The 23867-nt window shown below is 58.1% G+C and carries 30 protein-coding genes; 10 read left to right on the forward strand and 20 right to left on the reverse strand.

Annotated features, from left to right (window positions below):
* The first annotated feature begins 6 nt into the window (after positions 1-6).
* Positions 7-1488: an FAD-binding oxidoreductase gene (locus HMPREF2565_RS11370; protein WP_071407391.1), complete on the forward strand. Its 1482-nt coding sequence runs from the start codon at positions 7-9 to the stop codon at positions 1486-1488.
* Between the two features lie 414 nt (positions 1489-1902).
* On the opposite strand, the gene rplO is transcribed toward HMPREF2565_RS11370, so the two are convergent.
* From rplO to rpsH, 6 genes are read right to left on the reverse strand one after another with little or no spacing between them, the layout of a single operon-like run.
* A complete protein-coding gene (gene rplO / locus HMPREF2565_RS11375; RefSeq protein WP_070511323.1) occupies positions 1903-2352 on the reverse strand; it encodes a 50S ribosomal protein L15 in 450 nt (149 codons plus the stop codon).
* A 3-nt stretch (positions 2353-2355) separates the two neighbouring features.
* Positions 2356-2541: a 50S ribosomal protein L30 gene (rpmD, locus tag HMPREF2565_RS11380; protein ID WP_010189565.1), complete on the reverse strand. Its 186-nt coding sequence runs from the start codon at positions 2539-2541 to the stop codon at positions 2356-2358.
* A gap of 3 nt (positions 2542-2544) precedes the next feature.
* Positions 2545-3171 carry a 30S ribosomal protein S5 gene (gene rpsE / locus HMPREF2565_RS11385; RefSeq protein ID WP_046648464.1) on the reverse strand — a complete coding sequence of 209 codons (627 nt, stop codon included), beginning with the start codon at positions 3169-3171 and terminating at the stop codon, positions 2545-2547.
* A gap of 40 nt (positions 3172-3211) precedes the next feature.
* On the reverse strand, positions 3212-3613 hold the full coding sequence (gene rplR / locus HMPREF2565_RS11390; RefSeq protein ID WP_046648465.1) for a 50S ribosomal protein L18: 402 nt from the start codon (positions 3611-3613) through the stop codon (positions 3212-3214).
* Positions 3614-3616: 3 nt separating this feature from the next.
* On the reverse strand, positions 3617-4153 hold the full coding sequence (gene rplF / locus HMPREF2565_RS11395) for a 50S ribosomal protein L6 (RefSeq protein WP_049157327.1): 537 nt from the start codon (positions 4151-4153) through the stop codon (positions 3617-3619).
* A gap of 14 nt (positions 4154-4167) precedes the next feature.
* Positions 4168-4551 (reverse strand): 30S ribosomal protein S8, encoded by a 384-nt coding sequence (gene rpsH, locus HMPREF2565_RS11400; protein WP_049157329.1) that lies wholly within the window; start codon positions 4549-4551, stop codon positions 4168-4170.
* Between the two features lie 310 nt (positions 4552-4861).
* Here rpsH and HMPREF2565_RS11405 point away from each other — a divergent pair, with 310 nt between their 5' ends.
* The gene (locus HMPREF2565_RS11405) at positions 4862-5110 is read left to right on the forward strand and encodes a DUF6457 domain-containing protein (protein WP_049157331.1); all 249 of its coding nucleotides are present in this window, start codon (positions 4862-4864) and stop codon (positions 5108-5110) included.
* Positions 5107-5940: a formate dehydrogenase accessory sulfurtransferase FdhD gene (fdhD, locus tag HMPREF2565_RS11410; RefSeq protein ID WP_071407392.1), complete on the forward strand. Its 834-nt coding sequence runs from the start codon at positions 5107-5109 to the stop codon at positions 5938-5940. Before HMPREF2565_RS11405 ends, fdhD begins: the two co-directional genes overlap by 4 nt.
* Before the next feature lie 256 nt (positions 5941-6196).
* Here the strand turns inward: fdhD and HMPREF2565_RS13555 are convergent, their stop codons facing one another.
* Positions 6197-7240: a LacI family DNA-binding transcriptional regulator gene (locus HMPREF2565_RS13555; protein WP_084738737.1), complete on the reverse strand. Its 1044-nt coding sequence runs from the start codon at positions 7238-7240 to the stop codon at positions 6197-6199.
* Positions 7241-7859: 619 nt separating this feature from the next.
* Here HMPREF2565_RS13555 and HMPREF2565_RS11415 point away from each other — a divergent pair.
* From HMPREF2565_RS11415 to HMPREF2565_RS11435, 5 genes are read left to right on the forward strand one after another with little or no spacing between them, the layout of a single operon-like run.
* Complete coding sequence (locus HMPREF2565_RS11415; RefSeq protein ID WP_071407393.1) at positions 7860-8981, forward strand: ABC transporter ATP-binding protein; 1122 nt, start codon at positions 7860-7862, stop codon at positions 8979-8981.
* On the forward strand, positions 8981-9925 hold the full coding sequence (locus HMPREF2565_RS11420; protein WP_071407394.1) for a carbohydrate ABC transporter permease: 945 nt from the start codon (positions 8981-8983) through the stop codon (positions 9923-9925). The genes HMPREF2565_RS11415 and HMPREF2565_RS11420 overlap by 1 nt, the downstream gene beginning before the upstream one ends.
* A 21-nt stretch (positions 9926-9946) precedes the next feature.
* On the forward strand, positions 9947-10867 hold the full coding sequence (locus tag HMPREF2565_RS11425) for a carbohydrate ABC transporter permease (RefSeq protein ID WP_246819151.1): 921 nt from the start codon (positions 9947-9949) through the stop codon (positions 10865-10867).
* Entirely contained in the window at positions 10867-12201 is a 1335-nt protein-coding gene (locus HMPREF2565_RS11430; protein WP_071407395.1) for an extracellular solute-binding protein, read from the forward strand. The genes HMPREF2565_RS11425 and HMPREF2565_RS11430 overlap by 1 nt, the downstream gene beginning before the upstream one ends.
* Positions 12202-12212: 11 nt before the next feature.
* Positions 12213-12908, forward strand: a complete 696-nt coding sequence (locus tag HMPREF2565_RS11435; RefSeq protein WP_071407396.1) for a DUF1868 domain-containing protein — start codon at positions 12213-12215, stop codon at positions 12906-12908.
* A 65-nt stretch (positions 12909-12973) separates the two neighbouring features.
* Here the strand turns inward: HMPREF2565_RS11435 and HMPREF2565_RS11440 are convergent, their stop codons facing one another.
* From HMPREF2565_RS11440 to HMPREF2565_RS11470, 7 genes are all read right to left on the reverse strand, one after another.
* Positions 12974-13603 (reverse strand): HAD family hydrolase, encoded by a 630-nt coding sequence (locus tag HMPREF2565_RS11440; RefSeq protein ID WP_071407397.1) that lies wholly within the window; start codon positions 13601-13603, stop codon positions 12974-12976.
* A 446-nt stretch (positions 13604-14049) separates the two neighbouring features.
* A complete protein-coding gene (locus tag HMPREF2565_RS11445) occupies positions 14050-14835 on the reverse strand; it encodes a formate/nitrite transporter family protein (RefSeq protein ID WP_071407398.1) in 786 nt (261 codons plus the stop codon).
* Positions 14836-15045: 210 nt separating this feature from the next.
* On the reverse strand, positions 15046-15597 hold the full coding sequence (gene rplE / locus HMPREF2565_RS11450; protein ID WP_046648471.1) for a 50S ribosomal protein L5: 552 nt from the start codon (positions 15595-15597) through the stop codon (positions 15046-15048).
* A 1-nt stretch (position 15598) separates the two neighbouring features.
* A complete protein-coding gene (gene rplX, locus HMPREF2565_RS11455) occupies positions 15599-15913 on the reverse strand; it encodes a 50S ribosomal protein L24 (RefSeq protein WP_005527724.1) in 315 nt (104 codons plus the stop codon).
* Positions 15914-15917: 4 nt separating this feature from the next.
* On the reverse strand, positions 15918-16286 hold the full coding sequence (gene rplN, locus HMPREF2565_RS11460; protein ID WP_046648472.1) for a 50S ribosomal protein L14: 369 nt from the start codon (positions 16284-16286) through the stop codon (positions 15918-15920).
* Positions 16287-16736: 450 nt separating this feature from the next.
* Positions 16737-18746: a sucrose-specific PTS transporter subunit IIBC gene (locus tag HMPREF2565_RS11465; protein ID WP_071407399.1), complete on the reverse strand. Its 2010-nt coding sequence runs from the start codon at positions 18744-18746 to the stop codon at positions 16737-16739.
* A gap of 112 nt (positions 18747-18858) precedes the next feature.
* Positions 18859-20157, reverse strand: a complete 1299-nt coding sequence (locus HMPREF2565_RS11470) for a glycoside hydrolase family 32 protein (protein WP_071407400.1) — start codon at positions 20155-20157, stop codon at positions 18859-18861.
* 21 nt (positions 20158-20178) lie between these two features.
* Between HMPREF2565_RS11470 and HMPREF2565_RS11475 the strand changes: the two genes are divergently transcribed.
* Both HMPREF2565_RS11475 and HMPREF2565_RS11480 read left to right on the forward strand, forming a co-directional pair.
* Positions 20179-21054: a carbohydrate kinase family protein gene (locus HMPREF2565_RS11475; RefSeq protein ID WP_046648508.1), complete on the forward strand. Its 876-nt coding sequence runs from the start codon at positions 20179-20181 to the stop codon at positions 21052-21054.
* The gene (locus HMPREF2565_RS11480) at positions 21051-21443 is read left to right on the forward strand and encodes a hypothetical protein (protein ID WP_071407401.1); all 393 of its coding nucleotides are present in this window, start codon (positions 21051-21053) and stop codon (positions 21441-21443) included. Before HMPREF2565_RS11475 ends, HMPREF2565_RS11480 begins: the two co-directional genes overlap by 4 nt.
* A 91-nt stretch (positions 21444-21534) precedes the next feature.
* Here the strand turns inward: HMPREF2565_RS11480 and rpsQ are convergent, their stop codons facing one another.
* Genes rpsQ through rpsS form a run of 6 tightly spaced genes read right to left on the reverse strand, consistent with a single transcriptional unit; the run spans position 21535 to position 23859 of the window.
* A complete protein-coding gene (rpsQ, locus tag HMPREF2565_RS11485; protein WP_010189641.1) occupies positions 21535-21816 on the reverse strand; it encodes a 30S ribosomal protein S17 in 282 nt (93 codons plus the stop codon).
* Positions 21817-21818: 2 nt separating this feature from the next.
* The gene (gene rpmC, locus HMPREF2565_RS11490) at positions 21819-22049 is read right to left on the reverse strand and encodes a 50S ribosomal protein L29 (protein ID WP_010189642.1); all 231 of its coding nucleotides are present in this window, start codon (positions 22047-22049) and stop codon (positions 21819-21821) included.
* Entirely contained in the window at positions 22049-22465 is a 417-nt protein-coding gene (gene rplP, locus HMPREF2565_RS11495) for a 50S ribosomal protein L16 (protein WP_010189643.1), read from the reverse strand. The genes rpmC and rplP overlap by 1 nt, the downstream gene beginning before the upstream one ends.
* Positions 22466-22468: 3 nt before the next feature.
* Complete coding sequence (gene rpsC / locus HMPREF2565_RS11500; protein ID WP_049157353.1) at positions 22469-23215, reverse strand: 30S ribosomal protein S3; 747 nt, start codon at positions 23213-23215, stop codon at positions 22469-22471.
* Entirely contained in the window at positions 23215-23577 is a 363-nt protein-coding gene (gene rplV / locus HMPREF2565_RS11505) for a 50S ribosomal protein L22 (protein WP_010189645.1), read from the reverse strand. Before rplV ends, rpsC begins: the two co-directional genes overlap by 1 nt.
* A 3-nt stretch (positions 23578-23580) precedes the next feature.
* Positions 23581-23859 (reverse strand): 30S ribosomal protein S19, encoded by a 279-nt coding sequence (rpsS, locus tag HMPREF2565_RS11510; RefSeq protein WP_010189646.1) that lies wholly within the window; start codon positions 23857-23859, stop codon positions 23581-23583.
* Positions 23860-23867: the final 8 nt, after the last annotated feature.

A 23867-nucleotide genomic window follows, 5' to 3' on the forward strand; every position in this document is an offset into this window, starting at 1 on the left:
AGTTCTATGTTGATCGATCTCATACGCAATCATCGCAGCGTCGACGCAATCGAAGTCCCGCCGGTGGGCTGGAAGGCGCATGAGGAGGGCGTCGACAAGCTCCTGCGTAGCTTCCGCGCGGTGCCGAAGGATAAGCGCGTACGTTTGGCCAAGAAAACCTCGAACCTCTTCCGCGGGCGCAGCGGTGAGCAAGCGGGGCTGGACGTCTCCGGTCTGGGTGGTGTGATTGAGGTCGATCCCATCGCACAGACCGCCGAGGTCCAGGGCATGTGCACCTACGAGGACCTTGTCGACGCCACCTTGCCGCACGGGCTCATGCCCTTCGTGGTGCCGCAGCTCAAGACCATTACGCTCGGCGGTGCGGTGACGGGCATGGGAGTCGAGTCCACGAGCTTCCGCGACGGCCTTCCCCACGAATCCGTCCTGGAGATGGATATCCTGACCGGCACCGGGGATATTGTGACGTGCTCGCGCGAGGAGAACGTCGATCTCTTCCGCCTCTTCCCCAACTCCTACGGCTCTCTAGGCTATGCGGTGCGCCTCAAGATTGAGCTGCGCGCGGTCAAGCCCTACGTGGAGCTGCGTCAGGTGCGCTTCAACGACTTCAACTCACTCACGCACGCGCTTGACGACGTCTCCCTCACCCGCACCTACGACGACGTCGAGGTCCACGGTCTCGATGGCGTGGTCTTCTCACCGGAGGAGTCATACCTCGTCATGACCCGTTTTACGGATGAGGAAGGGCCAACCTCGGATTACACGCGGGAGAAAATCTTTTATCGCAGCCTCCAGCACCAGAGCGGGATCCGCCGCGACCGCCTCACGGTGCGCGACTATATCTGGCGCTGGGATACGGATTGGTTCTGGTGCTCCCGCGCGTTCGGCGCGCAGAATCCGCGCGTGCGCGAGGTGTGGCCGCGACAGCTGCGCCGCAGTTCCTTCTACTGGAAGCTCGTGCGCTTAGACCGCAAGTACGAGCTGGAGTACAACTTCATCAAGAAGCCGAAGGGTCTGCCCCGCGGCGAGCGCGTGGTCCAGGACATCGAAGTCACACCGGACAATCTGCCGAAATTCTTGGATTGGTTCTTCCAAGCCTCCGACATCCAACCGGTGTGGCTCTGTCCGATTCGGCTGCGCGAGGGCGTCGAGGACCTCATCGGCACCGGCTCGCTTGCCGCTGATTCCCCGGCCCCGTGGCCGCTCTACCCCCTGCGCCCAGGACAGACCTGGATCAACGTCGGTTTTTGGTCCGGCGTGGAGGGCAATCACGTCGATCCCTCGGCCCCTGGCAATGGCGCCTTCAACCGCGTCATCGAGGCCAAGGTCAGCGAACTCGGCGGACATAAATCCCTGTACTCAGAGGCCTTCTACTCCCCTGAGCAGTTCGCGGAGCTCTATGGCGGCGACCTGCCAGAGCGCATCAAGGCCGTGACCGACCCTGATGATCGCTTCCCGGGCCTCTACGAGAAGACGGTCAACGACGCCTAACGGCCCCACCGCACGCTGTGCCTCAGCATCACCACGGCATACTGTGCCTCAGCATCACCGCCGCGCCTTATGCAACCAACTAGGCCCGCATAAATTTCTCACCATAAGGTTCCTCTCAAAAGGCATTAATACCTTTTGAGAGATGCCTTTTGCGGGCCTCCCGCAGCCAAAGCCCTGGTCATCGCATAACATCTGGACCATAAGGTTCCCCTCAAAAGGTACTAATGCCTTTTGCGGGGCTCGCTGGGTAAATCCCCAGGTCATCGCATAACACTGAAGCCATAAGGTGCCTTTCAAATGGTACTAATACCCTTTGTGTCCTAGGCCAGGACCAAAAACGCCAGAAGCCCTCCCGAAGGCCACCGAAAGGTGGCGCCCGGGAGGGCAGTGGCTCTCACAGAGCCTGTAAGAGAATTACTTGGTTGCGGTGGCGGTGCCGCCAGCAGCCTCGATCTTCTCGACAGCAGACTTGGAGAACTTGTCAGCGGTGACGTTCAACTTAACGTTGATGTCGCCGTTGCCCAGAACCTTGACCGGCTGGTTCTTGCGAACCAGGCCAGCAGCGACGATGTCCGCAACGGTGACGTCGCCACCGTTAGCGAAAGCCTCTGCGAGGTCAGCAACGTTGACTACCTGGTACTCAACGTGGTTCGGGTTCTTGAAGCCCTTGAGCTTCGGCAGACGCATATGGATCGGCATCTGGCCACCCTCGAAAGCAGCGGAAACCTGCTTACGAGCACCGGTGCCCTTGGTACCGCGACCAGCGGTCTTACCCTTGGATGCCTCACCGCGGCCGACGCGGGTCTTGGGCTTATTGGAGCCTGCGGCCGGGCGCAGGTCGTGGAGCTTGATGATATCAGCCATAGTTTACTCCCCTGCCACTTCTTCGACGGTGACCAGGTGACGCACCTTGTGAACCATACCGCGGATGATCGGGGTGTCCTGCTTAACTACAGAGTGACCGATGCGCTTGAGACCAAGCGACTCCATGTTTGCGCGGTGGTTCGGCTTGGTGCCCACAAGGCCCTTTACCTGAGTAATCTTCAGAGCCATTGCTTATGCCTCCTGACCTGCGCGCTTGCGCAGCATCTGGGCCGGTGCGACGTCCTCGAGGGACTTGCCACGACGTGCGGCAACTTCCTCCGGACGAACCAGCTGCTTGAGGCCGTCCACGGTAGCGCGGACGACGTTGAGAGCGTTGTCGGAGCCCAGGGACTTCGACAGAATGTCCTGCACGCCAGCGCACTCAAGCACCGGACGAGCAGCACCGCCGGCGATGACACCGGTACCCGGAGCGGCCGGCTTCATCATGACGATGCCAGCTGCGTCGCGACCCTCAACCGGGTGGGTAATGGTGCCAGCAATCATCGGGACGCGGAAGAAGTTCTTGCGAGCCTCTTCTGCACCCTTCTGGATTGCGGCCGGGACTTCCTTGGCCTTGCCGTAGCCGACGCCCACCATGCCCTGGCCGTCGCCAACGACGACGAGAGCGGTGAAGGACATGTTGCGGCCACCCTTAACGGTCTTAGCGACGCGGTTGATGGTCACAACGCGCTCGATGTACTTATCGCGCTCGTTGTCCTGCTGGTTGCGGCGGTCGTTACGACGGCCGTTGTTGCGACCCTTGCGGTCGTTGTTGTTCTCGGCGGAGCGTCCGCCGTCACGCTGTTCACGGTCCGACATTAGGCGTTCCTTCCGTTGATGTTTCCGTATGCCTTAATCATTAGAACTGCAGACCACCTTCGCGAGCGGCGTCGGCCAGCGCAGCAACGCGGCCGTGGTACTTGTAGCCTGCACGGTCGAAGACGACCTGCTCGATGCCAGCAGCCTTGGCGCGCTCAGCGATGAGCTGGCCTACCTTGGCAGCCTTGGCCTTCTTATCGCCCTCGAGTGCACGCACGTCGGCTTCCATGGAGGAAGCTGCAGCCAGGGTGTGGCCGGCCAGGTCGTCGATGACCTGGACGTGCATGTGGCGGGAGGAGCGGTGAACGACCAGACGCGGTGCCTCAGGGGTGCCGCGGAGGGTCTTACGGATGCGGAAGTGGCGGCGCGCGCGTGCTTCACGACGACGCGAGGAAATGTCCTTGCCAACCGGGGTGCGCTTTGCGTTTTCAGTGTTAGCCATTGCTTACTTACCCGTCTTTCCGACCTTGCGGCGGACCTGCTCGCCGTCGTAGCGAATACCCTTGCCCTTGTAAGGATCGTCCTTACGCAGGCGGCGGATGTACGCGGCGACCTGTCCAACCAGTTGCTTGTCAATACCAGATACGGAGAGCTTGGTTGCGCCATCCACAGCGAAGGTGATGCCCTCCGGAGCCTCGATGAGGATCGGGTGGGAGTAGCCCAGAGAAAACTCCAGGTCCTTGCCCTTCTGCTGGACACGGTAACCGACACCGAAGATTTCCATCTTCTTGGTGTAGCCCTCGGTCACGCCAACAACGGCGTTGTTGACCAGGGAGCGGGATAGACCGTGCAGGGCGCGGTTCTTGCGGTCGTCATCCGGACGGGAGACCTTGATCTCATCGTCCTCGACGGCTGCGGTGATCGGCTCCGGCAGCTCAACCTCGAGGGTGCCCTTGGAACCCTTAACGTTGACAACCTGGCCGTTGATGGTGATCTCGACGCCCTTCGGGACGGCGATAGGTGCTAGACCGATACGAGACATGTGTCAATCCTCCCTTACCAGACGTAGGCGAGAACTTCTCCGCCTACACCCTTCTCCTGAGCCTGACGGTCGGTAAGCAGACCCTGAGACGTGGAAATGATGGCCACGCCCAGGCCGCCCAGAACCTGCGGCAGTTCGGTGGACTTTGCGTACACACGCAGACCCGGCTTAGACACGCGACGCAGACCCGAGAGGGAACGCTCACGGTTGTTGTACTTAAGCTCGAGGGTCAGCTCGTGGCCCTCGACGGAGTAGTCAGCGATGTAGCCTTCCTGCTTCAAGATCTCAGCGATGTTCGCCTTGATCTTGGAGGTCGGCATCGACACGACGTCGTGGTGCGCATTAGATGCGTTGCGCACGCGCGACAGCATGTCGGCAATAGGATCAGTCATAGTCATATGAGTGACCTGTAACCTTTCTCGTTGCGGTTCCCGTAATGCTCACCAAAGCGTTTTCCGTGTGATTTCGGGCTACTCACGCTCCCCGCGGTCAATACCGCGAGGCGCTCGCCACCCTTTGATACAGACAACGGTCCGCTATCTACGGCGAGGGGCCTACAACAAAGTAGATGTGTTCAATTCTTCCGGCTTGGCACGTTTCCGCACCTCCTGCGCTGTTTTCGTGGCGCAGGAGTGGAAAAATGCAAGTCCGTCGGCTTACTCTACCCGTTGACATGCTGTTTTCCAAAACGCGTTAGCATGAGAAGTCATGAGTGAAACACCAGACCCCATCCGCACCGCCCACCAGTGGCTCCAGGAGGCCGCCGAGCTTCTCGACGTCTCCCCGGCCGACGCCACCGCCCTCGTCACGGAGTTGCTGGATCTGACCAAGGATGTTGCCCACACCCAGTCCCGGCCGGCCGCTCCCCTAACGGCCTACCTGGTGGGCCTAGCGTCTAAGGACACAGAGGAGGCCCGCGCTCACATCGCCACATTGAAGGAGGCCCTTAACCGATGAGCGGGCGCATCAACGCCACCTTTGCCGTAACCAAGGTGCGCCTCGATGAGAACGGGCAGGTCACCCAGGTAGATACCCGCGGCGATACCGTCGCCGGCGAAGAGCCGCTGGAGATCCGCGTGGGCGGGCAGACGCTGACGACGACGATGCGCACGCCGGGACACGACGTCGAGCTGGCACATGGCTTCCTCCACTCCGAAGGACACATTGAGAAGGTCAGCGACGTTCAGGAGGCTCGCTACTGCGCCGGCGCGTCCGTGGATGGCCGCAATCCTTATAACCTTCTCGACGTGGAACTGGCCAACCCCCATGCGCTTTCCCTCGCGGATCTGCGTCTGACCACCACCACGTCCGCCTGCGGTGTGTGTGGCACCTCCTCCATCGAGGCACTCATGAAGCAGTCACGCTACGAGATTCCGCGCGTGCCGGTGGATCCGAGGGTCGTCGCTCAGCTTCCCGATGCTCTGAAGGCGGAGCAAAAACAGTTCCGCAAAACCGGGGGTATTCACGCTGCCGGGGCCTTTACTCTTGACGGCGAGCCCATCGTCGTCCGCGAGGACGTCGGCCGCCACAACGCCGCCGATAAGGTCATCGGCCACCTGCTCATGGAAGGCATGCTGCCTGCCAGTGACCTCATTCTCGTCATGAGTTCGCGCGCCAGTTTCGAGCTGGTCAACAAAGCGGCGATGGCCGGCTTCGGCATGCTCGTTGCGGTCTCAGCTGCTTCCTCCCTAGCCGTGGAAACCGCCCGGGAGACCGGCATGGCGCTGGTTGGCTTCGCGCGCGGCGACCGCTTCAATCTTTATTCCGGAAGCTTGGTCACACGATAGCTTCGCGTACTACGCGGTTCGTCGCAACGCCGGATATGGGATTCGTAGTACTAGCGATCGATTACCGCGATGAATAGCGCTACGAAACCGTCGGATCCATCGCTACAATTGCGCCTTTCCAAACCTCAAGCACTTCAACTGGCTCCGCGTTCTCAGTTTCCCTAACTACGGGAAACATCATACTCACAGCTCTACCGCGCAATCCTTCAGGAGATACTTCGCTTACAACACGACCTCGACTGCGTGAATCCCAGACCTAACTTTCGTTAGGTGGCGAAAGAGTACGACCGGGGACTAACTGTCCTTGATACTTTCTCTGGACCCAAGGGGTCGGCTTCTCGACCTCCCCATAAGCATCGATTAGCTCAAGAATGGACGCTACCGCTCCTGTCGCTAGCTTTCGCACAGGCCAAGAATAGGTCGTCAAACCCATAATATCGAAGCCTGGCAACGCCCCATCACAGCCAGTGACGCTCACATGACTGGGAACAGATATTCCTTCATCCTGGCAAACACGCAAGTAATGTAGCTGGCGCAAATCTGTCGGACACATGACAGCCGTGATGGCTCCACTCTTAATGAGAGGTACCACATACGCTTCTCCGCTATCGAACTTCACGTCAACAATAAAGGGCTCCAATCCTTGCTTACGAATCTCCGCGATTGTTGCCTGAGCTCGGGTGTACTCAGGAAACGAAACTTCAGGACACGTGCGCACAACCGCAATCTTCGTGTGGCCAGCTTTAACAACAGCTTCTGCTAAAACCTTGCCTGCGTGTTCTGCATCGAAAGACACAGCGGGAATTAGCGCATCGGGTTCCGGTCGCCCTGCTCGGATGATTGGTACGCGTTCTGAGAATGGCAGCAAGAGCTCACTCGCTAAATCTCCGGTTGAGACGATTAGTCCCGCTACTCCCAAGCCAAGGAGATGAGACAAGCTGTCTAGCTGACGGTCATCACACTTGCCTGGCGCTACCGACATAGTAACTAAATCATATCCTTGACGATGAGCCGCAACATGCAGCTCCTGAAGAAGTAAACCGTATGCAGGATTAGCAGGGTCCCGAACTAATGCACCAAGTGTTCGCCCGCTAAGAGCCGATAGTTTTCGAGCTATTACATTCGGAACGTAGCCAAGTTCATGCGCAGCTTCGAGGATCCTCCGTCTGTTTTCATCAGACACTTTCTTCTGTCCCCGAAAAACTCGTGAGACTGAGCTGCGAGAGACGCCTGCTCGCGCAGCGATGTCACCCAGCGTCGGCTGTCGACCCTCTGCTCCATTAGAAATACAGTCACCCATGGAGAGCCCTTCCTTCGCAGCATAAGACAGAACTAGAAGAGTGCTGCGTTATGTCTCCCTTCTTGAACGGTACTCACCGTTGCCCTTTACCGCTCTACTTTCACCATTTGCGCAGCCATTCATCGAAACTGGTCTCTGCCACGTCGACTAAGTATATCTCGATCAGACACCCCCGCTTGAGGGGCATTTGGAGATACTCCGACGCTACTGACCCAAAAGTGAAAAAAGCCATTTTACTCAAGTGGGGAAACTTCCCCCTTCCGCCAAGGGAAACTTAGCCTCATTGCAGAGCATTGGGTAAACAAAATCCTGCCTGTTAACCACCATGCAATCTTGTTCACCTAACCCTCAATCACCAAAAGAGGTAAACGCCCAGTTCAGGAGACTGCACAGATTTGAAATAGCGAAGCAAAGTGCTCCCACCTGCAAAAATGTCGCCCCAAAAAAGACGTGAGGCGCTTCGTTTATTGTTTACGCACCCGAGTAATCCCGTTTACTTGTAGCTGGGACAGTGTTTTCGCTTCCAGAGGGCGGCGACCTACGACCTTTCGCCATGTCGCCGCATTCGGCAGATCAAAGCAATAACGCTCGTTCACTTTTAGTTCAGAAAGCTATCTCAATGTCCGACATAGTTTTTGACGCAGCTACGCTGCTCTACCCCGGCAATGAAACACCCACCATCAATAACCTCGACCTCACAGTCCATGACGGTGAGTTTCTAGCGGTCGTCGGACCATCCGGCTCCGGCAAGTCCACGACGCTTCGAATGGTTGCAGGTCTCGAAGCTGTCACAGGTGGGGAAATCTTCATTGGCAATCAGCGTGCCTCACAGCTCCCGCCTTCTAAGCGCGATGTCGCTATGGTCTTCCAGTCTTACGCCCTTTATCCGCATATGACGGTCGGTGAGAATATGGAGTTTGCACTTAAGATGCAGAAGGTTGACAAAGCGAGCCGTGCTGAACGCGTCTCTGAAGCAGCAAAGCTACTTGAACTCGAGCCTTACCTCGACCGCCTACCGAAAGCATTGTCTGGTGGCCAACGCCAACGCGTTGCCATGGGACGTGCCATTGTCCGTGATCCGCAGGTGTTCCTGATGGACGAGCCGCTGTCCAACCTCGATGCCAAATTGCGAGTAAGTACTCGCTCGCAAATTAGCCGTCTGCAGCGAAAGCTCGAGACGACGATGCTCTACGTCACCCACGATCAGACTGAAGCCATGACCATGGCTGATCGAATCGCGGTTCTGGAGGGAGGAAACATGCAGCAAGTCGGAACTCCAGAGGATTTGTACTTGCGCCCCGCGAACGTTTTTGTGGCTACTTTCATCGGATCACCATCGATGAACCTAGTTTCTGCAGTCAAAGACGGTTCAGAGCTGAAAGCCAATGGGCTCACTCTTCCTGTACCCGAACTTCAAGATCAACCAAACGGCCGAGACGTCATCATTGGTATTCGCCCAGAGGACTTCGAGTTATGCGGATCAACAGAGGCCGATATTTTGGGCACTGTTGAATATGTCGAAAACTTTGGTTCCGACAAATATGTCCATATCGTTCCGCAAAGTTCACCAGTCGCCGCTCCCCCGAAAGCCTCTGGCACCAGCGATGAGGAAACCACAGCAACTCTTCTCGTTCGCGTTGCAAACACCGAGGTGCTGGACGAAGGCGCACCCATTTCGGTACGCATCAAGCGCGACAAGCTCCATCTTTTTTGCAGCCATACAAAGGAGCGGATCAACTAATGAGCATCACCGCAAACTCTGCTACCTCAGCTCGCCGTACGGCGGAAACCGTCAAAGAGGACGCACAGCAGCGCCGCAGAGCAGGGATTGACTGGCTTTCCTGGGCAATGTTGTTTCCAACCCTTGTCCTTTTTCTAATCTTTGAGTTTTATCCGTTCTTCCGCGCCCTGTATTTGTCATTCGCCTCAACCGACCTTTTTGGACGACCTAAAGGGTTCGCTGGTTTCGAGAATTACGTCGCTATGTTCACAGATCCAGCCTTCGGTGCCACTTTGGTGCGAACTCTGGTGTTTACGGTAACCACCGTAGTTCTCAAGCTCGCTATCGGTTTGGCCATCGCGCTTCCCTTGAGCTACCGACTAAAGGGCACTTTTTGGATGCGTTCTTTAGTGCTAGTGCCTATGGCTGTATCCACGGCGATCGGCACTCTCGTTTTCCGAAATATGTTTGCCCCCGTCATCGGATTCTTTGATCAATTAGCGACGATGCTCGGGTTTGGGACCGTAGGGTGGCTAACCAGTCCTCGAGTCGCCCTACTTTCCACAATCACAGTAGACCTGTGGATCGGTATTTCTTTTGTCATTTTGCTGCTAATGGTCGCTATCGACGGGATCTCGGATGACGTCGTAGAAGCTGCGAATCTCGACGGCGCCACCGGCATCAGGTACGTGCGTTACATCATCATTCCAGGAATTGCGCCAATGCTTCTATTCCTGGCTGTGACTCAGTCCATGGCTGCAATGAAGGAATTCACAATCTTCAACGTCCTTACTGACGGCGGCCCAGCATCATCCACTAGGACCCTCGTACTTGACATCTATGACTTAGCGTTCGGCGGCGGTACAGCAGACTTTGCTGCAGCTTCAGCCCGCGGCATGGTGCTTTTCGTCATCATCCTCGTACTCACCCTCATCCAATTTCGTCTAAGCCGGAAACAGTCTTAAGAATTCTCTGAAAGGAGGAGCATGATGTCTCGCGCCTCAGACATCCCGAACAAAAGAGTGAATCGGGTCCGCCGACATAAGCGCTCCCAAACTCCCCAAACGACTCCTAATCCCAGTTCTCAGCTGCGCTCACCGTTGATGACTGCACTCATATGGGTCTGGCTACTTATTGCCTGCATCTTTATCATATTTCCTGTCGTCTACGCGTTCGTCGGGTCTGTACGTTCCACAGCAGATATTCAAGCCGGCATCCAAACGCTGTTCTTCGGTGATTTCGTCGGTTCAAACTATCCACGAGCATGGGAGCAGTCCCAAGTTGGTCAACAGCTTGTGAACTCACTGATTGTCACGGTTTGCCAAACCGGAGGCCAATTTATTACATCGGTTCTCGCCGCCTTCGCCTTGGCTTTCGGCCGTATTCCGATGCCTGGAAAGATCCTCGGTTTCTTTCTCATCCCCATGATGATTCCTTCCGAGGTCTCGGTGATTGGTAACTATCTCACTGTAAGTGAGATGGGCCTTTACGACACAGTCATCGCAATCTTCCTTCCCTATGTCGCATCATCCTTCACAATCTTCCTGTTCTATCAAGCTTTCAAACAGTTTCCCAAGGAAATCTATGAAGCTACGAAACTCGAAGGCGTCGGCAGGATTCGGTTCCTCTTTACTTTCCTTCTCCCTTTGAATCGTTCGGTATGCATGACTGCACTAGTCACCGGTGCAATTGCCGCCTGGAATGGCTATATGTGGCCATTGCTTATCACCCAATCCCCGTCCGTACGCACCATTCAGCCGGGTATCAAAGCCTTGGCAGATGAAACTGCCGTTGACACTGGCCTTGTCCTCGCTGGTCTGCTAATTGCGGCCCTGCCCACGATCATTCTCGTGGTATTTGGCCAAAAATACCTGAGCCGCGGCCTGACCGAAGGAGCTGTCAAGTAATGCCTTTTTCTTTCCATACAAAGGTCTTGTCTGTTGCCACTGCCGTGGCGATTTCTGCTTCTGGTGTTACCGCCTGTGGTTCACCCTCTGACACGGTGCCAAGAAATGAAGCAGGCGAAATTGTGGTGGACTTCTGGCATTCATCTTCAGGTGCCGCTGGCGAGACGCTCCAAGGAATTGTTGACCAATTTAATTCGCAGCATGAAGGCGAGTACGAAATTCATGCTTCTTATCAGGGAGCATATGAAGACTCAATTTCCAAGTTCATCGCCTCAGTCCAAACTGGCCACTTACCAGCACTCATGCAGGCTAGCGACATTCAAAGTCGCTTCATGATGGACTCAGGACTCGCTATCCCGGCTGAAGACTTGGCAAAGGAAAATGGCGACTATGACTTCAACGATCTTGTTCCAATCGTCGCCAACTACTACACGATGGGAGACAAGATTTACTCGATGCCAGCGATGGTGTCGCAACCGGTCTTGTATGTCAATGACAAAGCCCTCGCAGACGCTGGTATCAACCCATCGTCATTGAGCACCACCAAGGGGCTCATGGAAGCTGTAGAAAAACTGCACGACAAGACTGGCAAGTCTGGACTAACTTTCCACCACTCAGGATGGTATGTCGAAGAGATGGCAGCCATGTTGGGCAACGAGTTTTGTACACCAGAGAATGGCACTACGTCTGAAAAGGCTTCAACGTTCAGAATTGACGACTCTCAGCTTGTCGATATGTGGACGACCATCAGTGAGCTCTACAAGGAGGGTGCAATCCATGATGCGGGCAGTGATGGGTCTGCAGCCACGGGCGCATTTCTTAGCCAAAATGCTGCTATCCAGATGAACTCCTCTGGCGGTTACGGAAATGTCGCTGAGGCAAACCTCGATTGGGACTGGTCCATTCACGCCTTACCACGAGATACTGACGCCGCTGGCGCAGCTCCTGGAGGAAACTCTCTGTGGGTAATCGAAGAAGGTACTTCAAAAGAGGAACAAACCGCTGCTTGGGAATTTATGAAGTTTGTCGGTTCGGATGAAATTCAAAAGAAAATTTTTGACGAAACCGGTTACCTACCGACTACAACTGCAGCCATGGATTCTCTGACAGATCTAAGCCCCCAGCAAAAGTCGCTGTTAGAGCAGTATGCTTCTACGCCAGTCAACACTGTTACCGCTGGATGCCATACCGGCGCCTTGAATGACGCTCGTAAGTCCTATAGCCAAGCCATGTCAGCCATCGCCAATGGCAAAGACCCAAGGGCAGAATTCGAAACTGCTCAAGAAACGGCGGACTCTGCCATTGCCTCCTATAACAAACGAGCAAGTAAGTAGGTACTAGTTCAATGACCAAGATTGCCAATCCCCATACTTGGGAAAAGTTCACCGAGCGCGGCGATGTTCGTCGCCATCCCGGCTCTACCTTTGTTGCACATGTTCCTGAAGGCTCTGAGTTCCAACAAGTTGAAATTAGAATTCAAGACGACATCAAGTCTAGAGGTTGGGAAACCGATTACGGCTTCACCGTTCCTTCCAGCTTCCACATGACCCTCCTGAATGGCCTCAAGCATCGAGCTCTACTCGGTCAGAAAGAAGCTTGGCCCGCTTGGCTCAACGAAACCGTTGATTTTCCTGATTCGGTTTTCCGGATGCGTCAACGCCTCGTTGAAGCCAACATTGAAGGGCCCAAGTCTCTTGCGGTGCACGCTGTAGAGATGTACCCACTCGACGAACACCTGACCATCAAATTACGGCCGGCCGATGAGTCGGTACGCCAAGAGATCGAAAGGTTTCGATCTGAGGTTGGAGAAGTACTCGATATACCCGTGACGAGCCTTGATCACTACCAGCTGCATTCAACCTTGGGCTATCGCCTTACAAAGGCCGAAGGAAGTCTAGAGAAGCTCTCCGAGGCCGAGGAGCTTTATAATTCCTGGTTACAGGAGATGGGCGATATCAACCTCGAACCTGCCTTTTTCTCCTTGTTTAATGACATGCAGAGCTTCCCGCCTTTGCTTTACTTCAATCCGAGTGAGCGGTAGACAATAAAGAATGCCCTGGCTTCACATTCTGGTGAGGCCAGGGCATTCCTTTCGGTGGGGTAACGCTAGGTCAATACATTAGCTAGAACAGTGCGTGCGGGCCCAACTCCCTTCCACAGCTGTCCTTGCCAGCCAAACGCTTGGGCCCCTTCAATGTTTACTGGGCGATCGTCAAAGAATACAACGTCTTCACGCTTGTGAGGGCCAAAGGATTTCTCAATTTCCCTTTCGGCTATACGGAAAATCTCTTGGCTCGGTTTGGCAACGCCAACCTCAGACGAGAACACTTGTGCCGCAATCTCCTGCGCCCACGGAGAGGTTCTTACCGCCCGCGCCATCGAATGCGGTGCATTGCTCAAAAGTGCAACTGGTACCTCAGCGGCATGAAGCTCCGCAAGGAAGTCCGAAGTCTCGGAGGTAGTCGCAGAGTTCCGCTCCCCGTCGAGGGCACCCAATGCTGCAGAATCAACATGCTCGATTTCAGTAGGTGCAAGTCCCGCATCGAGAAGAACCTTCGGCCAATACTCCTCGTCTGACATCCCCAAGTCGTAAGCATCGCGATGGGCCCAATACGCGTTCATCAACGCCTCTGTATCCACTGGCAATCCGCACTCGGTAATGAAGTTAACCAGGCGCGGAACCCTATCTCCCTCCGGCACCAACACCTTGCCAATATCAAACACAACGATTGTCATAGCCTCTCCTCATACCAAAAGAAATCTCTAACTCTCTTCGCACAATTCAGTACGTACGAATCACAGTGTAGCGCCCGAATTTTCTGGCTGACCTGGCGTAATGGATATTTTGGGCGCAACAGAAAAGATTCATCTTTAGGTCATCTTGGCTGTTTACTTGTCGTTAATCTGCGCTAGATGGGCTCAGCGTTGCTCTTAAGAAGGGAGAGATCTTGCCCGCTTTTCCACACCACGAATAGCGGCACTGTCAGTCTTCGTAGCCACGAGACTCGGCGCCTTAACCGATGTCTTTGTCCGCTGAGGGATTCTTGAAGAAGTACGGAAGAATGACTGGACGAACCATCGACCAACCGGACCATTGCGCGGACCACGAACTGCGTGGTTCTTAGAGCCCCAACAGTTCAGAAAGCTACTCCACGGCCGAGTCGCCCGAGGCGGTGAGAAGACTAGTCGCGGTACGCCTCCGGGCCAGAGTTAAGCCAGGCGTACACGCCGCCAATAAGGAAGCCGCCGCCGATGAGGTTTCCCACCCACACGATGGACCAGTTGGCCAGGACCGCACCGAGAGTAAACCCCTCAGGCAGCGGGCTGGCACAGAAGAAGGTCAAGGTCATCAGGCAGAAGTTGGCGATAACGTGCTCCAGGCCCAGGCCCACAAAGCAGGCGATGATCGGCACGATGACGAAGAACTTGGACACCACATCCTTGGCAAAGACCGCGCCGACGATAGCCATGTTGACCACGAAGTTAGCCAGGACTGCCTCCACCAGCAGTCCGCCGGGGCCCTTGATGAGCTTGCCCATCGCGAGGTTGGCAATGAGATGGTTCGGATCGATTCCGCCCAGCTTGGCGGACATTCCCATGGCCGCAGCGAACAAGGCGGCACCAACCAGGTTGAACAGCGTCGTCACCACCAGCAGCCACAGGCCCTTGCCCCAGCCCACCTGCTTAGTCACGGCTCCATAGACCATGTACATCATGTTGCCGGTAGCCAGCTCCGCGCCAAGAAGGACGATGGCAAAAAGGCCCAAGCCGAACAGGCAGGCAAAGACCAGCGAGCCCAGGCCTTCCACATGCTTCTCGACTCCCATCCCCATCACCCCAGCAAATGCCGTACCGATAGCGAGGTAGGCACCTGCCAGGGTAGAGCGCACGGCGAACCGGCCAAAGGACTCATCGAGCAACGCAACCTTTTTCTTGACCGCGGCTGCCGAAGCATCATTCAGGGACATCATTCACCTCAGGGGAATCGTTAGTTCGCAGACGCCAGTAGTTTACTCCCCGCTTGTTCGAACCTCATAGGAAGCGATGGCTCTGCCTTGCCCCTAGAACGCAATATCTCCGTCCTGACCCAAAGGCATGCAAGCGCAAAAATCCCCGGCCTCCTTACGGAGTACCGGGGATGCTCTTCACCCATGTATTAGGCGGAAGAATTCGCTACGTTACTTGAACGGGAAGCCGAGCTCGCGCAGGAGCTTGCGGCCCTCCTCGTCGTTGGTAGCGGAGGTCACGACGGTGATGTCCATACCACGCGGGCGGTCCACCTTGTCGATGTCGATCTCGTAGAACATGGTCTGCTCGGTGAGACCGAAGGTGTAGTTGCCGTGGCCGTCGAACTGCTGGTCAGAGAGACCGCGGAAGTCGCGAATACGCGGCAGCGCAATGGTCAGCAGACGGTCCAGGAACTCCCACATGCGGTCGCCGCGCAGGGTAACGCGTGCACCGATGGGCATGCCCTCACGGAGCTTGAAGTTAGCGATGGACTTCTTAGCGCGACGCACCTGCGGCTTCTGGCCGGTGATAGCGGTAAGGTCCTCGAGAGCGCCGTTGATCATCTTGGAGTCGCGGGCAGCGTCGCCCACACCCATGTTGACAACGACCTTGGTGACGCCCGGAATCTGCATCACATTGTCGTACTTGAACTCTTCGTTCAGAGCCTTCTTGATTTCCTCGCGGTAGCGGGTCTTCAGACGCGGAGTGTAGTTCTCGCTCATGTTAGATGTCCTTCCCGTTGCTACGTGCGATGCGGACCTTCTTGCCGTTTTCGTCGAAACGGTAGCCCACGCGGGTCGGGTTGCCCTCGGAGTCAACGATCGCAACGTTGGACACGTGGATCGGAGCTTCCTGGGTAACGATTCCGCCGGACTCGGCGCCACGCTCGGTAGCGGAGTTAGCAACGTGCTTCTTGACGCGGTTGACGCCCTCAACGAGGACCTTGTCGCGCTTCGGGTATGCCTCGATGACCTTGCCCTTCGCGCCCTTGTCCGGGCCCGAAATAACGATCACCATATCGCCCTTATGAATCTTCATAAGACTAGATCACCTCCGGTGCGAGAGAAACGATCTTCATGAAGCGCTTGTCACGAAGTTCGCGAGCAACCGGGCCGAAGATGCGGGTACCGCGCGGCTCGTTGTCACCCTTGAGAATAACTGCGGCGTTTTCATCGAATGCGATGTAGGAGCCGTCCGGACGACGGGTCTCCTTCTTGGCACGGACGATGACGGCCTTGACGACATCGCCTTCCTTTACGTTGCCACCCGGGATGGCTTCCTTGACAGTGGCGACGACAATGTCACCAATGCCAGCGAAACGTCGAACGGAGCCGCCGAGAACGCGGATGACGAGGATCTCTCGTGCACCGGAGTTGTCGGCGACGCGCAGACGCGATTCTTGCTGAATCACTATGGGTCTCCTGACCTGGATTAACGTGCGTCAAGATTTCCGTCCTTGACACACCTGGTCTACTTGCTTACGTGGCACAGGCTGTGCGACGAACTCGCTGTTCACAGCGGTCGAAGGGTCTCGGTGCGGCGATTCGGAAACGCATCGCACTGCACCGACCGGCCATATGCAACCCATACATTCAAGCATGCCTTAGACTGTTTCCCCAAATTGCACGCCTCACCACTTCCCACACCCCGGTTGCATGACGGGGCTCCCATGCGGCATACCCCCCCTCCCTCGCGTCTGCGCCCTTAAGACGCACATGTGCAGACCTGAAAGTGCAGAGGTGCTGGTGGACATCGTGAAGTCACGCGCAGTGCTTGACAGCACGCAGCACCTCTGCACTTCCAGGTCTGCACTTTTGGAAGCAATGGGCGAGGGCTTTAGGCTTTCGCCGCAGATGCGCTCCTAGGCCGTGGAGGCTGATGCGATGGTTGTCGCATCAGCGGGTTCCGGCTTCGGGTCCACGGTAAGAAGCGCATCGCCGAAGGAGATCTCCTCGCCCGCGGCATAGGCCGGTAGGACCGGACCCGTCTTCTTCGAGTTGGAGACGACGACCGGCGTGGTCACCGGGTAGTCGGCGGCCTTGATTGCCTCGATATCGAACTCGCACAGCAGGTCGCCGGCCTTGACCTCATCGCCCTTGGAGACGTGCGAGGTGAAGTGTTCGCCCTTCAGGTTCACGGTATCGAAGCCGATGTGCATGAGGATGTCCACGTTGTTGCCGTCGGCATCCTTGCCACGCACGGCATACGCGTGCTTGGAGGGGAAGGTGACGGTAACCTTGCCGTCAATCGGGGACACAAGGCGCCCCTCGGTTGGCTCGACGGCCGCGCCAGCGCCCAGCTTGCCCGCCGCGAACATCGGATCCGAGACCGACTCCAAAGCGATAGCAGTACCAGCCAGCGGGGAGGCCACGCGATAGGCGTTCGGGTCAGCGGTAGCGGCCGGAACCGCACCGCCTACGCCGGCACCGGTAGCAGCACCGGTCTCATCAGGATCGATGGAACCGTTCTTGGCAATCAGGTAGCGGCCATAAGCAAAGGCCACGCCGAAGGAAAGGAGCAAAGAGGTAAAAGCGCAGATGAAGAACTGCGTGTAGTCCTCGGGACGCATGGACACGAAGCCGATGAAGCCGGCGGCGCCGAGGGCGGTGGCTTTGACGTCGAAAAGCGCAATGAGCGTCGCAGCAATCGCGGACGCGCCCATACCGATGTAGAACGGCCAGCGCAGTCGCAGGTTCACACCGAAGATGGCGGGCTCGGTGATGCCGAAGAGTGCGGATACGCCCGAGGCACCAGACAGGCCCTTGAGCTTCTCAGAGCGGGCCAGGAAGTAGACCGCCAGGGCCACACCACCCTGGGCAATGTTGGCCACGGAAGCCACCGCGAAGATGAAGGAGCCGCCTTCGTTCCACAGCATCGTCTCAATCGGCGGGAAGGATTGGTGCAGACCCGTGATGACGATCGGCGAATAGAAGAGACCAAAGATGAAGCCGCCCACCGGGCCGGCGAACGTGTAGAGGTCATTCAGGCCAGCACCCAGCATGTCGCCAGCGGTGCGCAGCACCGGACCCACCGCAATAAAGGTGATAAAGCCCGTCACCAGCAACGTCAGCAGCGGGGTAAGCAGGAAGTCCACCGTGCCCTTGAGGTGCTTGTGCAGGAACTTCTCAATCGTGGCAAGAATCCAGGCGATGACGAGGATGGGCAGGATGGAGCCTTGGTAGCCGGCTTGGGCCACGTCGAGGCCGAAGATGTTCCAGTAGGTCATCTCCCCCGCTTCGATGGTCGCGGCTACCTGGTAACCGTTGACCAAGTCCGGCATCACCATCGCCATAGCCATGCCGGCGCCGAGGAACTCGTTGCCGCCAAAACGCTTGGTGGCGGTAAAGCCCACCAAAATAGGCAAGAACGCAAACGGCGCGGAGGCCAAGAGGTTAATAAGCCCGGCAACATCGGCCATAGCCGGGAACATCTCAATGACTGACTGCTCGCCAAAAAGGCCGTTGACGGTAAGCACGTTATTGAGCGCCATGAGCAGACCGCCACCGACCAGAATCGGGATGAGCGGCACGAAGATATCCGCGAGGACCTTCACCGCGCGGGAGAACCAGTTGCCGGAATCGGCGGCGATGTCCTTGAGCTTGTCCGTGGAGACCGCGATGTCCTTGGTGGTTATCTTGTTGAGCTGGTCGAAGACGATGTTGACATCGCCCGGGCCAACGATGACCTGGAACATACCGCCGGCCTCAAAGATGCCCTTGAGGTCCGGATCGTTTTCCAGCGCAGCCTTGTCGACCTTCTTGCTGTCTTTGAGCACCATGCGCAGGCGGGTGGCGCAGTGCGCGAGCGCCACGATGTTGTCTTCGCCGCCGATGGCTTTCAGGATTCGCTCCGCGACTTGTGAGTGTTCCATGCCGCCGTGCCTCCTAGAAGAGTGAGATGAGTTAAATAGCGTCACCTCTTATTAGACACGTTACTCAACATAATGCCAAGCATTCGGACATAAATATAGGAAGATTCACACCCTAACGGGCTTCCCAACCGTGCCAGCGAGCGCCGCTGGCACCAAAAACCGCCGACGCCCCCGCAATCCGCCCATCGCCCGCAAAGACCTCCACCGCGCAGCCATCCGCGATGAGTTCCAGGGAACCAGCCGGACACGGCACGACGCGCTCATCACCGCCGCAAGCCAAGCAGAGTTCTCCCCCGCCGTAGGTGACGCGGAAGGCTTCGGCCCCGGAGTCGTCGACAAGCGCGTACGTGCCCTCGCCTGCCTGAAGCGTTGCAACCGAGTCGCTTTCCGGCAGCTCCCAGACCGGAGCCTGGCGCAGCCAGCCATCCTCCAACCACACGCGCCGCGGCAGAGTGAGCGTGTGGACCCACCCTTCTTCCACGGTCGGGGTGTCATCCTGCGCCGGCAACCCCATCCACCCCAGCATGATGGCTTCGCCGTCCTTCTCCACCAGCTGTGGCGCGTAGAACTGGTGGCCATAGTCCAGCTCACTGAAACCACGCTCCACGTGGAAGACCGTGCCATCGAGTCGGCCCACGAGGTAGCCGCACTGGTCGGAGGAAGCGTAGTGCGTAGAGCCGTCGGCAAGCACCGGCTCAAGACCTTGAGGGCAGATGACCAGGACGTCCTTGTCCTCACCCGTAGCGCGGTCACGCAGCGTCACATGGTTGGGGCATTCCCACATATAGCCGCCCGGCACGAGGTCAGGGCTCAGGCCCGGCTCGGCCTGGCTGGTATCGAACGTGAGCGCGCCTTCAAAGGACCAGTGCGCCAAGTCCGTGGAGCGGTAGAGCACCACGTGCCCCGTTTCATCCTCCGCTTGCGCGCCGAGCACCATGCGCCAGCCCGCATCATCACGGGTGATCTGGGGATCCCGGTAGTGCCCCGTGAACCCCTCCGCGGCCCCATTGATGAGCGGGTTCGCCGGGTCATGTTCGTAGAAACCACCTGCCGGGCCGGAGGGGTCCACCACGCGCACGCGGTTCTGCGAGGGAATCCGTACGCCATCGCGCTTGAGGTTGCCGGTATAGAACAGCCAGACGTCCTCGCCGTCGACCACTGCGCCGCCCGAGTAGCAGCCGTGGGCGTCATGCTCACGGATGGGATACAGCGCGTCCGGGTAGTGCCGCCACGGTTGCGCGGCGCGCAGCGATGCTACTGCGTGCCCCCACCCCGTTTGTTTCTTAGCGTGTGGGAAGCACGGGTCGTGCTGGTAGTAGACGTGCAGAGTATCGCCATCAAGGAAGATTCCGTTCGGGTCATTCAAGCGGCCGGAGGGCGGGGAGAGATGAAAAAGCGGACGGTAGTTCATGCCCTCGATAGTATGGGCTCTATGGACATTATGGTGTGTGGCGAAGGCCTCGTTGATCTTGTTCCGCGTGGCCGCGGGCAGCTGGCTGACCTCCAACCGGCGCTGGGTGGCGGCCCCTTCAACGTGGCGGTGGCAGCCGGGCGATTGGGCGCTGACGTGGGCTTTCAGTCCCGTCTATCGAAGGATGCATTCGGCTGTGCGCTGGTGGAGCGTCTCACCGAGGAGGGCGTGGACACCTCCCTTGTGCAGCGCGGCGAGGAACCCACCACGCTGGCGGTGTGCAACATCGCCGACGACGGCTCGGCAACTTATTCCTTTTACACGGAGGGTACTGCCGACCGCCTGGTAGAGCCCGCGCTTGCCGACGTCCCCTGGGCCTGCTTCGGCACCGTCTCCCTAGCGCTGGAGCCGGGCGCCTCGCGTTATGCCGCGCTTCTCCAGGACTTGGCTGCGCGCGGGACGAAGGTGGCGCTGGACCCGAACATCCGGCCCTTCTTCGCCACTGCGGAGCACCGCGAGTTCCTGCTGAGTCTGCTTCCTCACGTCACGCTGCTGAAGCTCAGTGAAGAAGAGGTTGATTTCCTTGGGGCTGGGGCACTGGAGCAGGTACCGGTGGTGGTCACCACGCGCGGGGCGGACGGGCTGAGCGTGCGCACGGCGTCGGTGTCGTTGGAGGTCCCGCCGGTGAACGTCGAGGTGGCGGACACCATCGGCGCGGGCGACACGGTTATGGCTGCACTCCTGACTCTTCTGGCGGAACGAGACGGGAATGCAGCCGAGCTCAGCGCCGAAGACTGGCGCGAGATCCTGCAGTTTGCGGCGGCTGCCGCGGCCATCACAGTCTCACGCACCGGCGCCCAGCCGCCCACACGCACCGAAGTAGAGGCACGGCTATGAACTATCCCCTGCGCACAGCCGTCTTAAACGCGGTCCTCCTCGTTCTCGTCGCGATATGTTTCCTCCTGCCGGTATTCTTCGGCACCTCGGCCCTGCTCCCGGTGCCCGTCGCGGCCTGGACATCGATCATCCTTGCCGTGCTAGCGCTTATCGACGCCTCCTACCACGCCTTCTCCCCCGCCCAACGCCCCACCCGTGGCCTCCGCGCGCTCACCGCCCTCGGGGCGGGCACGCTCATCGCAGGCTGGTTGGTCTGGGTTCAGATCTTTAACACCATCGACGTGACCAGCACTACGCCCTACCGCATCGGCACGTTCCTTCTCGCGGTCGGCACGGTGCTCAGTGCGTTTTGCCTTGCCATTGCGCTCACACACCGCGGCGAGCGCTAGAGGATCTGGTCTCGGAGAAGAGCGCCGTGCAGGATCAAAAATAGCCCCCACGATAACCGTGGGGGCTATTCACGTAGAAGAGGGCTAGATTTTACTTAGCCTTCTCCACGATCTCGACGAGACGGAAGTGCTTGTCCTTGGACAGCGGGCGAGTCTCGGCGATGAGAACGCGGTCGCCGATGCCGGCGGTCTCGTTCTCGTCGTGCGCCTTAACCTTCTTGTTAGTGCGCATGATCTTGCCGTAGAGGGCGTGCTGCTTGCGGTCTTCGAGCTCGACAACGATGGTCTTATTCATCTTGTCGGAGACAACGATGCCGGTGCGGGTCTTGCGAGCGCCCTTTTCCTTCTTAGTGTTCACGTTTGCCTCACTCATGATTAAGCCTCAGCTCCCGGAGCAACGGACAGGCCCAGCTCGCGCTCGCGCAGAACGGTGTAGATGCGGGCAATGTCGCGCTTAACCGTGCCGATGCGGCGGTTGTTGGTCAGCTGGCCGGTGGCCTTCTGGAAACGAAGGTTGAAGAGCTCTTCCTTCGCGTCCTTCAGGCGGTTCTCCAGCTCAGCGTTGTCGAGCTCACGGAACTCGTGGGCGGGTGTACCGGTAGCCATTAGAACTGGTCCTCCTTCTTGATGATGCGGACCTTGCACGGAAGCTTCTGGCCAGCGCGGCGCAGAGCCTCGATGGCAGTAGCCTCGTTCGGGTAGGTCATCTCGAAGAGGATGCGGCCCGGCTTAACGTTGGCAACCCACTTCTCGACGGGACCCTTACCGGAACCCATACGCACGCCGAGCGGCTTCTGGGTCAACGGACGGTCCGGGAAGATGTTGATCCACACCTTGCCACCACGCTTGACGTGGCGGTTGATGGCAATACGTGCGGCCTCAATCTGGCGGTTGGTGATGTACGCCGGCTCCAGAGCCTGGATGGCGTAGTCACCGAAGTTGATGCGGTTACCGCCCTTGGACACACCCGAGCGGGTCGGGCGGTGCTGACGACGGTACTTGACGCGCTTAGGAATCAGCATGGATTAGCCCTCCTGCTTCTGCTGTGCGCGCTGGCGACGCTGGCCACCACGACGCGGACGACCGTTGCGGTCGCCGCGGCCACGGCCCTGCGCCGGAGCGTTCAGTTCGGACTCGCGGACGCCACCGACAACGTCACCCTTGTAGATCCACACCTTGATGCCAATGCGGCCGAAGGTGGTGTGGGCCTCTGCGGTGCCGTAGTCGATCTCGGCGCGAAGGGTGTGCAGCGGAACGCGACCCTCGTGGTAGCGCTCGGTGCGGGACATCTCAGCGCCGCCCAGACGACCAGCCAGGAGGATCTTAATACCCTTAACCTGCGGCTGGCGCATAGCGGACTGGATGGCCTTGCGCATTGCGCGGCGGAAAGCCACGCGGTTCACCAGCTGCTCAGCGATGGACTGCGCAACCAGGTTTGCGTTGGCGTCGACCTGCTTGACCTCGAGAATGTTGAGGGCGACCATCTTGCCGGTGAGCTTCTCCAGCTCGCGGCGGATGCGGTCAGCCTCAGCACCGCGGCGGCCAATCACGATGCCCGGGCGGGCGGTGTGGATGTCCACGCGGACGCGGTCGCGAGTGCGCTCGATGACGACGTCGGCGATGCCGGCGCGGTCGAGGCCCTTCTCCAGGTACTCGCGGATCTTGATGTCTTCGGCTACGTAGTTTGCGTAGTCCTTATCGGCGTACCAGTGGGTCTTCCAGTCGGAAGTGATGCCCAAACGTAGGCCGTGAGGATGGATCTTCTGGCCCATTACTTGGCCCCTTCCTTCTGGCTCTCGACAACCACGGTGATGTGGCTGGTGCGCTTACGAATCATGAATGCGCGGCCCTGTGCGCGCGGCTGGAAACGACGCATGGTCGGCCCCTCGTTGGCGTATGCCTCGGAGATGACCAGGGTGCGCGGATCCAGACCGAAGTTGTTCTCAGCGTTGGCAGCTGCGGATGCAACAACCTTGGCAACCGGCTCAGCGGCGCCCTGCGGAGCGTACTTCAGGATTGCAAGTGCCTCGGCTACGGACTTACCGCGGACCAGGTCGATGACGCGGCGTGCCTTCATCGGGGTAACGCGGACGTAGCGAGCCGTTGCGGATGCGGAGGTGATGGTGTCACTCATCGCTTATCGACGTCCCTTCTTGTCGTCCTTAACGTGACCCTTAAAGGTCTTGGTGGGTGCGAACTCACCGAGCTTGTGACCAACCATGGAGTCCTCGACGAACACCGGGACATGCTTACGACCGTCGTGGACGGCGAAGGTGTGACCGATGAAGTCGGGCAGGATGGTGGAGCGGCGAGACCAGGTCTTGATGACCTGCTTGGTGCCGGCCTCGTTCTGAGCATCAACCTTGTTGAGGAGGTGCTCATCGACGAACGGGCCCTTCTTAAGGCTGCGTGGCATTGTTTACC

This window comes from Corynebacterium sp. HMSC072A04 (genome assembly GCF_001809235.1).
Taxonomy (GTDB): Bacteria; Actinomycetota; Actinomycetes; order Mycobacteriales; family Mycobacteriaceae; genus Corynebacterium; species Corynebacterium hiratae.

Coding starts and splice junctions, on each gene's coding strand:
- rplE (WP_046648471.1), bottom strand. CDS start 15,597: ATGAGCGAGAACTACACTCCGCGTCTGAAGACCCGCTACCGCGAGGAA.
- HMPREF2565_RS13555 (WP_084738737.1), bottom strand. CDS start 7,240: ATGGGTGACTGTATTTCTAATGGAGCAGAGGGTCGACAGCCGACGCTG.
- HMPREF2565_RS11435 (WP_071407396.1), top strand. CDS start 12,213: ATGACCAAGATTGCCAATCCCCATACTTGGGAAAAGTTCACCGAGCGC.
- HMPREF2565_RS11415 (WP_071407393.1), top strand. CDS start 7,860: ATGTCCGACATAGTTTTTGACGCAGCTACGCTGCTCTACCCCGGCAAT.
- rpmC (WP_010189642.1), bottom strand. CDS start 22,049: ATGGCTACCGGTACACCCGCCCACGAGTTCCGTGAGCTCGACAACGCT.
- HMPREF2565_RS11470 (WP_071407400.1), bottom strand. CDS start 20,157: ATGAACTACCGTCCGCTTTTTCATCTCTCCCCGCCCTCCGGCCGCTTG.
- HMPREF2565_RS11420 (WP_071407394.1), top strand. CDS start 8,981: ATGAGCATCACCGCAAACTCTGCTACCTCAGCTCGCCGTACGGCGGAA.
- HMPREF2565_RS11465 (WP_071407399.1), bottom strand. CDS start 18,746: ATGGAACACTCACAAGTCGCGGAGCGAATCCTGAAAGCCATCGGCGGC.
- fdhD (WP_071407392.1), top strand. CDS start 5,107: ATGAGCGGGCGCATCAACGCCACCTTTGCCGTAACCAAGGTGCGCCTC.
- HMPREF2565_RS11425 (WP_246819151.1), top strand. CDS start 9,947: ATGATGTCTCGCGCCTCAGACATCCCGAACAAAAGAGTGAATCGGGTC.
- rplV (WP_010189645.1), bottom strand. CDS start 23,577: ATGAGTGACACCATCACCTCCGCATCCGCAACGGCTCGCTACGTCCGC.
- rpsS (WP_010189646.1), bottom strand. CDS start 23,859: ATGCCACGCAGCCTTAAGAAGGGCCCGTTCGTCGATGAGCACCTCCTC.
- HMPREF2565_RS11475 (WP_046648508.1), top strand. CDS start 20,179: ATGGACATTATGGTGTGTGGCGAAGGCCTCGTTGATCTTGTTCCGCGT.
- rplO (WP_070511323.1), bottom strand. CDS start 2,352: ATGGCTGATATCATCAAGCTCCACGACCTGCGCCCGGCCGCAGGCTCC.
- rpsQ (WP_010189641.1), bottom strand. CDS start 21,816: ATGAGTGAGGCAAACGTGAACACTAAGAAGGAAAAGGGCGCTCGCAAG.
- rpsC (WP_049157353.1), bottom strand. CDS start 23,215: ATGGGCCAGAAGATCCATCCTCACGGCCTACGTTTGGGCATCACTTCC.
- HMPREF2565_RS11370 (WP_071407391.1), top strand. CDS start 7: ATGTTGATCGATCTCATACGCAATCATCGCAGCGTCGACGCAATCGAA.
- rpsE (WP_046648464.1), bottom strand. CDS start 3,171: ATGTCGGACCGTGAACAGCGTGACGGCGGACGCTCCGCCGAGAACAAC.
- HMPREF2565_RS11405 (WP_049157331.1), top strand. CDS start 4,862: ATGAGTGAAACACCAGACCCCATCCGCACCGCCCACCAGTGGCTCCAG.
- rplR (WP_046648465.1), bottom strand. CDS start 3,613: ATGGCTAACACTGAAAACGCAAAGCGCACCCCGGTTGGCAAGGACATT.
- rplF (WP_049157327.1), bottom strand. CDS start 4,153: ATGTCTCGTATCGGTCTAGCACCTATCGCCGTCCCGAAGGGCGTCGAG.
- HMPREF2565_RS11480 (WP_071407401.1), top strand. CDS start 21,051: ATGAACTATCCCCTGCGCACAGCCGTCTTAAACGCGGTCCTCCTCGTT.
- HMPREF2565_RS11445 (WP_071407398.1), bottom strand. CDS start 14,835: ATGTCCCTGAATGATGCTTCGGCAGCCGCGGTCAAGAAAAAGGTTGCG.
- rplP (WP_010189643.1), bottom strand. CDS start 22,465: ATGCTGATTCCTAAGCGCGTCAAGTACCGTCGTCAGCACCGCCCGACC.
- HMPREF2565_RS11440 (WP_071407397.1), bottom strand. CDS start 13,603: ATGACAATCGTTGTGTTTGATATTGGCAAGGTGTTGGTGCCGGAGGGA.
- rplX (WP_005527724.1), bottom strand. CDS start 15,913: ATGAAGATTCATAAGGGCGATATGGTGATCGTTATTTCGGGCCCGGAC.
- rpmD (WP_010189565.1), bottom strand. CDS start 2,541: ATGGCTCTGAAGATTACTCAGGTAAAGGGCCTTGTGGGCACCAAGCCG.
- rpsH (WP_049157329.1), bottom strand. CDS start 4,551: ATGACTATGACTGATCCTATTGCCGACATGCTGTCGCGCGTGCGCAAC.
- HMPREF2565_RS11430 (WP_071407395.1), top strand. CDS start 10,867: ATGCCTTTTTCTTTCCATACAAAGGTCTTGTCTGTTGCCACTGCCGTG.